The sequence below is a fragment of the Bacillus sp. FSL K6-2819 genome (assembly GCF_038008305.1).
Taxonomy (GTDB): Bacteria; Bacillota; Bacilli; order Bacillales; family Bacillaceae; genus Bacillus; species Bacillus amyloliquefaciens.
Genome location: NZ_JBBOYV010000001.1, coordinates 3,367,361 through 3,379,612, shown reverse-complemented (window position 1 = coordinate 3,379,612; position 12,252 = coordinate 3,367,361). Strand labels below are relative to the sequence as shown.

Sequence of the window (12,252 nt, the reverse complement as noted above, 5' to 3'; positions counted from 1 at the left end):
GATTCGTGAGGTTTTTTACATGCCAAACCTAAACATTCATTAAAATATTCCTTATTTCTCAACCGGAGGCAGATGAATTTGATAATATTGACTAATAGAGTTTATTTTGGTTTTTATTAAAAATGTACGTTTTGTTCATATTCCGTTCATGCTCATCCGTTATAGTATAAACAGTGATATAGGAGGAAAACATATGCCGAATAAACAACCGAAACCAAAAGGGAAATTCAGTTCATTCTTTTCATTAGTCAAAAAAACAAAACCATCATACGGAATGCTGGCCTTCGCGCTGTCTCTCAGTATTGTGACAACGCTCGTCAGCCTGCTGATTCCGCTATTGACAAAGCAGCTCGTTGACGGTTTTTCCATGTCGTCGCTGTCAGGCATGCAAATCGGGATCATCGCAGCCGTATTTATCGTACAGGCCGCATTAAGCGCCTACGCCACATACGCCTTGAACTACAGCGGCCAGAAAATCATCTCGGGGCTGCGTGATTTGTTATGGCAGAAATTAATTAAACTGCCCGTCTCTTATTTTGACAAAAACGCCACGGGCGAAACGATCAGCCGTGTCACCAATGACACGATGGTGGTAAAAGAGCTGATCACAAACAATATCAGCGGATTTATTACCGGAATCATTTCCGTTATCGGATCACTGACGATCTTATTTATCATGAACTGGAAGCTGACATTGCTCGTGCTGATCGTCGTGCCGCTGGCTGCGGTTATTTTAGTGCCGATCGGCCGGAAAATGTTTAAAATATCTCGGGAAACACAGGATGAAACAGCGAGATTCACCGGATTGTTGAACCACATCCTCCCGGAAATCAGGCTTGTGAAAGCGTCAAACGCTGAAGAAGCGGAATACGGCCGCGGAAAAGCGGGCATCATGGCGCTCTTTAAACTCGGTCTGCGTGAAGCGAAGGTGCAGTCACTTGTAGGCCCGCTTATCACACTCGTATTAATGGCGGCGCTGGTCGCTGTCATCGGGTACGGCGGAATGCAGGTATCATCAGGTGAACTGACAGCCGGCGCACTCGTTGCCTTTATCCTGTATTTGTTTCAGATCATTATGCCGATGGGCCAGATTACTTCATTTTTCACACAGCTTCAAAAATCCGTCGGCGCAACAGAACGGATGATTCATATTCTTGCAGAAAAAGAAGAAGACATCCAGACCGGGAAAGCGATTGAAAACGCGGATCAGCCGATTAAGCTTGAACAAGTCTCATTCGGCTACAAAACAGATCAAACCATCTTAAAAGACATTACGGCAACGATTGAGGCCGGCAAAGTCACTGCGATTGTCGGACCGAGCGGCGGCGGAAAAACAACGTTATTTAAACTGCTTGAACGATTCTACAATCCGACGGCCGGCAGTATCCTGCTCGGGAATGAACCGATTGATACGTATTCCCTTGAATCATGGCGGGAGCATATCGGCTACGTGTCTCAAGAAAGTCCGTTAATGTCAGGCACCATCCGCGACAATATCTGCTACGGATTAAAACGCGAGGTGACCGATGAGGAACTGAGAAAAGCGGCCGACATGGCCTACGCCCTGCAATTTATTGAAGATTTACCGAAGAAATTTGAAACCGAGGTCGGTGAACGGGGGATTATGCTGTCAGGCGGACAGCGCCAGCGCATCGCCATTGCCAGAGCGCTTCTCCGCAATCCGAGCATTCTTATGCTTGATGAAGCGACATCAAGTCTGGACAGCCAATCTGAAAAATGGGTGCAACAGGCGCTGGAAGTCTTGATGGAAGGCCGCACCACCATCGTGATCGCCCACCGCTTATCCACGGTTGTGGATGCAGATCAGCTTCTCTTTGTCGAACAGGGTGAAATCACCGGACGGGGCACACACCATGAATTAATGGCATCCCATTCGCTGTACCGTGATTTTGCGGAGCAGCAGCTGAAGCTGAATGCCGACTTAGAAAACAAAGCTGTGTAAAGCAAGACTTTATGAAAAGAAAGCAGCTGAAAAGCTGCTTTTTATTTTACAGCTTAGCCGATATGGCACAGTGACGGACCGTTTTGAGAGTCTGCTGAAGATACAGGAGACTAAAAAATTTGAAAAAGCAGAAGGAGGGATTTTCATGGCTGTCATATTGGTTGCGGATGATGACCGCCATATCCGTGAGCTTGTCCGCCTTATGATGGAGCAGAGCGGATTTGACGTCGCAGAAGCGGAAGACGGGGAAGCGGCGGTGCAGCTGATAGAATCAACACATATTGATCTCATCATACTGGATGTGATGATGCCGAAAATGGACGGATTTGAAGTCAGTGAAGCCGTCCGCAGCTTTACGGATATTCCGATTTTGATGCTGACGGCAAAAGGCGAAACGCTGGATAAAGTGCAGGGTTTTACTTCCGGAGCGGACGATTATCTCGTCAAACCGTTTGAGCCGCTTGAGCTGGAAGCAAGGGTCAAAGCATTGCTGAAACGCTACCGGATCACCGCTGAAAAACTGCTGACCATCGGAACGGTCACATTAGATAAGCAATCCCGTACTGTAACGCGCGGCGGCGGTTCGGGAATGACGCTGCCCCGGCGTGAATTTGAGCTTTTATTTAAGCTCGCCGGTTATCCGAATAAGACGTTTTCAAGAGAGCATTTAATAGAAGATATTTGGGGCTTTGATTATGAAGGTGACGAGCGGACGGTTGACGTTCATATTAAAAGGCTGAGAGAACGGTTTCCTGAAAAGGACTATCCGTTTGCCATTCATACGGTGCGGGGTCTCGGCTACCGGTTTGTGGTGACAGAATGAAACGGATTCTCAGAACGGCGGGAAGAATCATCATCCTTCTCGTATTCACTGCATTTTTATGGCTTGCTGCCCACTTGATCGTTCAGGGCTTCGGTGTTATATGGCCAATTTTGCTGACGCCGTTCGTCGAGCAAATTCTGACACTTTGGCTTGTGTTCGGCCTGCTGTTTTTAACGATGTTTATTTTTTCAAAGTCAGCGCGTAAACGACATCATGCGATCTGGGATTCGCTCACCGCCACGATCAAGCAAATGTCGAGCGGCAACTTCACCGCGGCCGCTTCCCGGAAAATGGAGAAAATTGAGCGGGATCACCCCGTGACGAAGTTGGCTGATGAACTGTCGACACTCGCCGCGGAACTGAGTGAAATGGAAAAACTGAAACAAGAATTTATTTCAAACGTTTCCCATGAAATTCAAACCCCGCTTACTTCATTAAAGGGCTATGCGCACCTCTTAAAAAAACCGGATTTATCATATGAGGAGCGGGGGCGCTACTTACACATCATCGAGACAGAAACAGAACGATTATCAAAAATCAGTGAAAATCTGCTGAAGCTCACCGCACTCGAACGTCAGACCGAACCGATACAAAAAAAACCGTTCCGCATTGACAAACAGCTGCGGCGCACCATATTGACTTGTGAGCCAGAGTGGTCCGCCAAACAGATTGAGTTTCTCATTGATTTACAGGAGTCGTATGTGTACGGAGATGAAGCGCTGCTCAGCCAAGTCTGGATGAATCTCATTCACAATGCTGTGAAATTTACCGGAGAAGGAGGCCGCATATCCGTTAAAATTACAGATTTGCCGGAGGCTGCGGCCATCGAAATCGCCGACAACGGAATCGGAATGGAGCCTGAGCAGGCAGAGCGCGTATTTGAACGGTTTTATAAAGCGGATAAAGCGAGAAACGCGGGGGGAAGCGGGCTCGGCCTGTCCATCGCCAAAAAAATCGCTGAGCTGCACGGCGGTTCGATAGAGGTTGAAAGCAAGCGCGGCGAAGGAACCCTTTTCCGCGTCATTCTTCCTGCCGACCCTCATGAAACAAACAGCTAAAATCTGGTCGAACCAGCCAGTAAAAAACGAAGCCGATCCTGTCTTTTGAACTATTGAGGCGAAACCGTTTTATGGTATACTACTGACGGTAATACGTATAAAACGGAGGGTATTTGTGGGAAAACACACTTCTGAACATAAAAAGCACGCACAAATTGTCCAGCTGCTTCAGGATGGACAATATTTTTTTCATAAAGGCTTAAAAGCATATAAAGAGCGGAATTTAAAACGGGCCAGCAAACTGATTCAGCGAGCCGTTCATCTCGAACCGAATGATTCCGAAATGCTGTCCCGGCTGGCCGTCATTTATTCTGAAATGGGGCACTACCAGCAGTCAAATGAGCTGTTCGACTTTATTTTGGTGAACCTGAAAGAAGAAATGCCCGAGTGTCATTATTTTAAAGCGAATAATTTCGCGCATTTGGGGCTCTTTCAGGAAGCATACAAAGAAGCGGCGGCTTATTCTGATGCCGATCCGGACGGAGAATTCAGCGAAGAGATTGAAAACCTGATGGAGCTTCTGGATTTCGGCGAAGCGGGTGAAAACGAATCGCTCTATGACCAAGATGAACTGCTGATCAGGCAGGACCGGGCAAAAGCGCTTCTTGAGAGCGGCCAGCTTCATGAAGCGGTTGTCATGCTTGAAGAGATTACAGCCGATTACCCCGAGCTTTGGTCCGCATACAACAACCTGGCGCTCGCTTATTTTTACTCAGGCAATGTAACAAAAGCGAAACAGACGGTATTTGAAGTGCTTGAGAAAAACGAAGGCAATCTCCACGCCCTGTGCAACTACCTTGTATTCTGCTATTACGAGAGGGAAGATGAAAAAGTCGGAGAATTGAGCGAAAGGCTCGCCAATGTGTATCCGATATTATTCGAACAGCGTTACAAGCTGGGGGCGACGCTTGCGCTTGTCGGCAGACATGATCTTGGCTATAAGTGGCTCCGTTCTCTATACAAAAGCGGATTTGAAGGCGACGACACGTTTTATTACTGGCTTGCCGCCTCAGCATACGGGACAGGCCGTACAGAATTTGCCGAAACCATTTGGAGAAAGGCCGAAACTGAATTTCCCGAATCAGACCGCCCCGCGCCTTGGGCGGAGCGGCAGGAACCGCTGCCTGCTTCACTTGAACAGCGGCTCGCCGCCTATTATATCAGCAGCGCTCAAGGAGAGCGGCACCAGCTTGAAAAAGTTCTGGCTGCAAAACGAGCCGCTACGCCGTTTGAACAGGAATTCGTCAGACTGCTGCTTTCCGGTGAAAAAGGCGCTTCAGGCGTCTCCCGTGATGCTTTGTTCACGTATCGGACGGTCAAGCTGCTGGAGAAAGCGGAAGCCGACAGTTTAAAGACTGACGTCATGAGCTGCTGGGTTTTTCACGTTATTCAGCACATCCGCGCTGCTGCTGCCGTACAGAATGAGCGGGCATGGGCCGCAGCCATTGCATACGTATGGAAGGAAGCAAACGGCGAAAAAACGACGAAAAAAGAAACCGCCGCCGTTTACGGTATATCCGCGGCAACACTCTCAAAATACATCAGACAAATAGATGATATATTAGAATAAAACCGATTCTTTCTATATAAAGAGTCGGTTCTTTTTTTATCAGAAAGTGATAAAACAGAACTTTACTGCCGAAAAAAGAGATTTTCATACGTATTTTTTTGCTTTTTGAATCAAAAACAGACCGCAATCATCATTTATTTTGCAAATGATGAATTTTGCAATCACATTGAAATATAACTGTAATAAAAATTGTCGAAACATGATGGTATAATGATTCTCGTACATAAGAGATTAGTTTTTTTTACATGTGCTGTATAATCTATACCAATTAACCAGTTTCAAAGATTCATACATAAAAATCATCAGCCTCACGGTATGTGAGGGAGCGTAACTTTGATGTTCATAATAGAATTCCAAATGAGAACAGGTTTTAAAGTAAAAGGGAGGAAAGAAAAAGTGAAAAAGAGTTTATTAACACTTGGTTTGGCTTCCGTCATCGGGACAAGCAGTTTTTTGATCCCGTTTACAAAAACTGCATCGGCGGAAACATTAGACAGCAAAAAAGCAAAAATCGAAAGCAAGCAATCTGAGGTGGCTTCAAGCCTCGAAGCGAAAGAAAAGGAATTATCTAAGCTTCAGGACAAGCAGGCTAAGATTGAAAAAGAACTGAAAGACATTAACGCCAAAGCGTTGGATACAAGTAATAAAATCGAAGATAAAAAAGCTGAAAACGAAAAAACGAAAAAGCAAATCGCTGATTTGAAAAAAGAAATCAAAGAAACAGAAGCGCGCATTGAAAAACGCAATGAAATCCTGAAAAAACGCGTTCGTTCTTTACAGGAAAACGGCGGTTCTCAAGGATACATTGACGTTCTTTTAGGAGCGACAAGCTTCGGAGATTTCATTTCCCGTGCGACTGCGGTATCTTCTATCGTTGATGCGGATAAAGACCTGATCAAACAGCAGGAGCAGGATAAAGCGAAACTCGAAGATGCTGAAGCTGAACTTAACGTGAAGCTTAAAAAAGTCCAAGATGATCTTGCGAAGTTAGAGTCTATGCAAAAAGACCTGAACAAACAGCTTGATCAGAAAGACAAGCTTTTCGACGAAGCGAAAAACGGTCAGAAAAAAGCGGCTTCCGCTATCTCTGATCTGAAAAAAGAAGCGTCACAGCTTGCAAACGAAAAAGCTGACACTGAAAAAGAACAGAAGCGCATTAAAGAAGAGCAGGCTGCAGCAGCTGCCCTGATCAAAAAACAGGAAGAAGCGCAAAAAGCCTCTGAAGACCAAAACCAAAAAGATGACAGCCAGCCGGCACCTGCGGTTAAAACTGTGAAAAAAGCGGCTGTTTCAACTGAAACATCCGATTCATCTGACAGCTCAAGCAAACCGAGCAATTCAGGCGGATCATCTCATAACAGCGGCGGTTCAGATGATTCTGACGGATCTGTTATTTCAAATTCAGGCGGTATTGAAGGCGCGATCAGCGTAGGATCAAGCCTTGTGGGTCAATCTCCGTACAAATTCGGCGGCGGACGCACGCAATCTGATATCAACAACCGTATTTTTGACTGCTCTTCATTTGTACGCTGGGCTTTCGCTAACGCGGGCGTTAACCTCGGACCTGCAAGCGGAACAAACACAGATACGCTAATCGGAAGAGGTAAAGCAGTCAGCGCGTCTGACATGAAACGCGGAGACTTAGTATTCTTCAATACGTATAAAACAAACGGCCACGTCGGCATCTACTTAGGTAACGGAACGTTCCTGAACGATAATACATCACATGGTGTATCTATTGATTCAATGAGCAACCCTTACTGGAAAAAAGCATTCAACGGCAATGTAAGACGTGTCGTGCAATAATGAATAACACAAGGGCCTTCCATCCCGGAGGGCTCTTTCTTTATTTGTATACCCGGGGCAGGAGCTGCCTAATCACGGTTTCTTAGAAAAATGAGCAAAAAAATAGCGAATCGCTCTCAGATTTTATAGGATATGGGTAAGGAATACGATTGATGGGGATTCTTATTCATATAGGGGGTGCCCCATTTCGAAAAGGAGTGAATCATGGTGTCAGAAGAAAAAATTTATGATGTGATCATTATCGGCGCGGGTCCGGCGGGGATGACCGCTGCTGTTTACACATCACGAGCGAATTTATCCACATTAATGATCGAAAGAGGAATTCCGGGCGGCCAGATGGCCAACACGGAGGATGTTGAAAACTATCCGGGTTTTGAAAGCATTCTCGGCCCTGAACTTTCAAATAAAATGTTTGAACATGCGAAAAAATTCGGTGCGGAATATGCGTACGGCGATATTAAAGAAATTGTTGACGGCAAAGAATATAAAACAGTCAAAGCCGGTTCAAAAGAATTTAAAGCGCGAGCCATCGTGATTTCTGCCGGAGCGGAATACAAAAAGATCGGCGTTCCCGGTGAAAAAGAACTTGGCGGCCGCGGTGTATCGTACTGTGCAGTATGTGACGGCGCATTCTTTAAAAATAAAGAGCTTGTCGTTGTCGGCGGCGGAGACTCCGCCGTGGAAGAAGGCGTCTATCTGACACGCTTTGCTTCAAAAGTCACCATCGTTCACAGACGCGATAAATTGCGTGCGCAAAGCATTCTCCAGGCGCGTGCCTTTGACAACGAGAAAATTGATTTCAAATGGAATAAAACCGTAAAAGAAATTCATGAAGAAAACGGAAAAGTCGGCAGACTTACGCTTGTGGATACTGTGACGGGAGAAGAGGAAGAATTCAAAGCTGACGGCGTCTTTATTTATATCGGCATGCTTCCGCTTTCTAAACCATTTGAAAACTTGGGCATCACAAATGAAGAGGGCTACATTGAAACAAATGATCAAATGGAAACAAAAGTTCCCGGCATTTTCGCCGCTGGAGACATCCGTGAAAAATCACTCCGCCAGATCGTAACGGCGACAGGTGACGGAAGTATTGCGGCTCAAAGCGTTCAGCATTATGTGGAAGAGCTTCAGGAGACGCTCAAAACCGTTTAATCATCACTGTAATGTTCAGTTTTTGAATCGTTACTGGGTTTTAATTCCGCTGTAACACGGGTGAAATACTGATGTTTTAAGATGAATGTAGTAATTGACCCCCTTTTTATATGAATACACCTTGGCACGGATTTCAGTATCCGTGCCCTTTTTTTGCGATTTTTGGTTTTCTGTCAAATAAAAGAAAAGGATGTCGGTGTCTCTGCATTGTGAGAGACATGCCGAAACGGTATAATGAAGAGACGATGATTTGTTGAGAAGGTTAGGTGACGTACTTGTGCAAAGAGTGACAAATTGTGTGCTGCAGGCAGATGACCAGGTTCTCCTTCTCCAAAAGCCGAGACGGGGCTGGTGGGTCGCGCCCGGCGGGAAGATGGAGAGCGGCGAATCAGTCAGAGATTCCGTCATCAGAGAGTACAGAGAAGAGACGGGTATTTATATATTAAATCCGCAGTTAAAAGGCGTGTTTACCTTTATTATTAAGGAACAGGAACAAATCGTGTCAGAGTGGATGATGTTTACTTTTGTCGCCGATTCCTATACGGGACGGAATGTCGCTGAATCAGAGGAAGGCGTTCTGAAGTGGCATGACGTAAAAGATATCCACAGCCTTCCGATGGCACCCGGAGACGGGCATATTCTTGATTTTATGATCAAGGGCCAAGGGCTTTTGCACGGCACCTTTACGTATACGCCGGACTTCGAGCTGCTCAGCTATCGTTTAGATCCGCAGCTCATCAAATAAAAGAAAGACCGCAGGGGGGAGAAAGATGAGTGTGAATGAAAATCATGATATTCAGCTCGTCATTATAACGGGAATGTCTGGAGCGGGGAAAACCGTCGCCATCCAAAGCTTTGAGGATCTCGGCTATTTTTGCGTCGACAATCTGCCGCCTTCCTTGCTGCCGAAATTTTTGGAGCTGATGAAAGAATCAAGTTCAAAAATGAGCAAGGTCGCGCTTGTCATGGATCTGCGGGGACGTGAATTTTTTGACAGGCTGATTGAGGCGCTGGATGAAATGGCGGAAAATCCGTGGATTACACCGCGCATTCTCTTTTTAGACGCTAAGGATTCCATCCTTGTGACGAGATATAAAGAAACGAGACGTTCTCATCCGCTGGCCGCTACGGGGCTTCCTCTTGAAGGAATCGCGCTGGAACGCCAGCTGCTTGAAGAATTGAAAGGGCGTTCTCAGCTGATATATGACACATCGGATATGAAACCGCGTGATCTGCGTGAAAAAATCGTGGCGCATTTCGCCACGAACCAAGGTGAAACATTTACAGTGAACGTGATGTCATTCGGTTTCAAATACGGCCTTCCGATAGATGCCGACCTCGTGTTTGATGTAAGGTTTCTGCCGAATCCGTTCTACATTGAAAGCATGAGGCCGCTTACGGGGAAAGATGAGGAAGTGTCATCCTATGTGATGAAGTGGAACGAAACCCAAAAGTTTATCGAAAAGCTTGTTGATCTGCTCAGCTTTATGCTTCCGTCCTATAAGCGTGAAGGAAAAAGCCAGCTTGTCATCGCGATCGGCTGTACGGGCGGCCAGCACCGCTCCGTTACACTCGCTGAGTATCTGGCTGATTATTTTAAAAAGGATTTCTATACTCATGTCACTCACCGGGACATTGAAAAGAGAAGCCGGAAATGAATAAGAAGCCGAAAATCGCAATCTTCGGCGGCGGAACGGGTCTGTCCGTGCTGCTTCGGGGATTAAAGCATAAGCCCGTTGATATTACGGCGATTGTGACAGTTGCTGATGACGGCGGAAGTTCAGGCCGTCTGCGGGATGAACTTCAAATTCCGCCGCCGGGTGACATCCGTAACGTACTGGCCGCTTTGTCAGATGTTGAGCCGCTCGTTGAAAATCTGTTTCAGCACCGTTTCAACAAAGGAAGCGATTTAACCGGACATTCGCTTGGCAATTTGATTTTGGCAGCAATGACAAATATAACCGGTGATTTTTTTCATGCTGTCACCGAAATGAGCAAGGTGCTGAATGTCCGCGGCAGAGTGCTGCCGGCTGCCAATACCAGTGTCGTTCTTCACGCCGAAATGGAGGACGGGCAGGTCGTCTCCGGAGAATCGACAATCCCTTCTTACGGCCAGCGCATTAAACGGGTGTTCCTTACGCCTGAAAAAATTGATCCGCTGCCGGAAACGATTGAGGTAATCCGCCAGGCCGATTTAATCATTATCGGTCCGGGAAGCCTGTACACAAGCATTCTTCCGAATCTGCTCGTGCCGAAAATCGGCGAGGAAGTCGTCAAGGCTGCGGCCAAAAAAGTATATATCTGCAACGTCATGACCCAGCCCGGTGAAACGCTTCAATACAGCGCGGCCGACCATGTTAAGGCGCTGAACGATCATATGGAGCAGCCGTTTATCGACACGATTTTAATCAATAATGAAGATATCCCTGACGAAATCAAAAGCAAATATGCGAAAGAGCTGGCCCGGCCCGTTGAATTTAACGTTGAAAAGCTGAAAGCCATGGGGCTTGAGGTCATCAGGGACCAGATTATCACGTATAAAAATGGCGTAATCCGTCACGATACACATAAAGTGGCTTCTCTTCTCGTTGATTTATTAAGGGACTAGAGGTCTTTTGAAATGAGGTGGCTCATATGTCATTTGCATCGGAAACAAAAAAAGAACTGACGAATCTGGAAGTAAAGGACTGCTGCGCCAAGGCGGAGCTGTCCGCTCTGATTCGGATGAACGGTTCACTGTCATTTTCAAACCGCCATCTCGTGCTTGACGTTCAAACCGAAAATGCGGCGATTGCCCGCCGCATTTATACATTGCTGAAGAAACAATATGATGTATCGGTCGAACTGTTAGTCAGAAAAAAAATGCGGCTGAAAAAAAACAATGTTTATATTGTACGCTTTTCTGAAAACGCAAAGCTGATTCTGGAGGAATTGAAAATCCTCGGAGAGAACTTTGTATTTGAACGGAATATTTCTGAGGAACTGGTGGCGAAACGGTGCTGCAAACGTTCTTATATGAGAGGGGCGTTTTTGGCGGGGGGATCTGTGAATAATCCCGAAACATCGTCATACCACTTGGAAATCTTTTCGCTTTATAAGGAACATAACGATTCATTATGCGCGCTGCTGAATGAATTTCATCTGAACAGCAAAACGCTTGAACGGAAAAAAGGCTATATTACGTACTTAAAAGAGGCGGAAAAAATCACCGAATTTCTGAATGTCATCGGCGCCCACAATTCACTGCTGCGCTTTGAAGATGTGCGGATTGTCAGAGATATGAGAAACTCAGTGAACCGCCTCGTAAATTGTGAAACAGCCAACTTAAACAAAACCATCGGGGCTTCGCTCAGACAGGTGGAAAATATTAAATACATTGATGAACGGATCGGTCTTGAAGCGCTGCCGGAAAAGCTTCGCGAAATTGCGCAGCTGCGGATTGATTATCAGGAAGTCACGCTGAAAGAACTTGGGGAAATGGTTGCAAGCGGGAAAATCAGCAAATCCGGCATCAATCACAGGCTGAGAAAGCTCGATGAAATCGCAGAACAGCTGCGTACAGGACAAAGCATCACTTTGAAATAACCGTACAGAAAAGGGGAGATCTTATGGTTCAGGAGAAAGTGGAAGTGCGTTTAAAGACGGGATTGCAGGCGCGTCCCGCTGCATTGTTTGTACAGGAGGCAAATCGCTTTACATCAGATGTGTTTCTTGAGAAAAACGGCAAGAAAGTGAATGCCAAAAGCATTATGGGGTTAATGAGCCTGGCGGTCAGCACGGGGACGGAAGTCACTCTGATCGCTGAAGGCGAGGATGAAAAGGAAGCGCTTGAAAAGCTGTCCGCTTACGTGCAGGAAGAAGTGTAAGCGCTTTGTAA

Annotated in this window: 11 protein-coding genes; all 11 read left to right on the top strand. The window is 46.2% G+C overall.

All coding sequences use genetic code 11. The annotated features are described in order from the left end of the window. The first annotated feature begins 193 nt into the window (after positions 1-193). Positions 194-1,963: an ABC transporter ATP-binding protein gene (locus MHH91_RS17685; protein WP_014471077.1), complete on the top strand. Its 1,770-nt coding sequence runs from the start codon at positions 194-196 to the stop codon at positions 1,961-1,963. Between the two features lie 145 nt (positions 1,964-2,108). Further along, positions 2,109-2,786 (top strand): response regulator transcription factor, encoded by a 678-nt coding sequence (locus MHH91_RS17680; protein ID WP_013353732.1) that lies wholly within the window; start codon positions 2,109-2,111, stop codon positions 2,784-2,786. Further along, positions 2,783-3,844 (top strand): sensor histidine kinase, encoded by a 1,062-nt coding sequence (locus MHH91_RS17675; protein WP_013353731.1) that lies wholly within the window; start codon positions 2,783-2,785, stop codon positions 3,842-3,844. Before MHH91_RS17680 ends, MHH91_RS17675 begins: the two co-directional genes overlap by 4 nt. Positions 3,845-3,959: 115 nt before the next feature. Next, positions 3,960-5,414: a tetratricopeptide repeat protein gene (locus MHH91_RS17670; RefSeq protein ID WP_013353730.1), complete on the top strand. Its 1,455-nt coding sequence runs from the start codon at positions 3,960-3,962 to the stop codon at positions 5,412-5,414. A gap of 396 nt (positions 5,415-5,810) precedes the next feature. Beyond that, positions 5,811-7,220: a C40 family peptidase gene (locus MHH91_RS17665; RefSeq protein WP_041915625.1), complete on the top strand. Its 1,410-nt coding sequence runs from the start codon at positions 5,811-5,813 to the stop codon at positions 7,218-7,220. A 207-nt stretch (positions 7,221-7,427) separates the two neighbouring features. Then, a complete protein-coding gene (gene trxB, locus MHH91_RS17660; protein ID WP_014471075.1) occupies positions 7,428-8,375 on the top strand; it encodes a thioredoxin-disulfide reductase in 948 nt (315 codons plus the stop codon). A gap of 277 nt (positions 8,376-8,652) precedes the next feature. Beyond that, complete coding sequence (locus MHH91_RS17655) at positions 8,653-9,120, top strand: 8-oxo-dGTP diphosphatase (protein ID WP_014472291.1); 468 nt, start codon at positions 8,653-8,655, stop codon at positions 9,118-9,120. A gap of 25 nt (positions 9,121-9,145) precedes the next feature. Continuing rightward, entirely contained in the window at positions 9,146-10,033 is an 888-nt protein-coding gene (gene rapZ / locus MHH91_RS17650; RefSeq protein WP_014472290.1) for an RNase adapter RapZ, read from the top strand. Continuing rightward, the gene (locus MHH91_RS17645; protein WP_014471072.1) at positions 10,030-10,983 is read left to right on the top strand and encodes a gluconeogenesis factor YvcK family protein; all 954 of its coding nucleotides are present in this window, start codon (positions 10,030-10,032) and stop codon (positions 10,981-10,983) included. Before rapZ ends, MHH91_RS17645 begins: the two co-directional genes overlap by 4 nt. A gap of 26 nt (positions 10,984-11,009) precedes the next feature. Next, positions 11,010-11,960: a DNA-binding protein WhiA gene (gene whiA, locus MHH91_RS17640; protein WP_007407421.1), complete on the top strand. Its 951-nt coding sequence runs from the start codon at positions 11,010-11,012 to the stop codon at positions 11,958-11,960. 23 nt (positions 11,961-11,983) lie between these two features. After that, positions 11,984-12,241 (top strand): HPr family phosphocarrier protein, encoded by a 258-nt coding sequence (locus MHH91_RS17635; RefSeq protein ID WP_013353724.1) that lies wholly within the window; start codon positions 11,984-11,986, stop codon positions 12,239-12,241. The last annotated feature ends 11 nt before the right edge of the window (positions 12,242-12,252 follow it).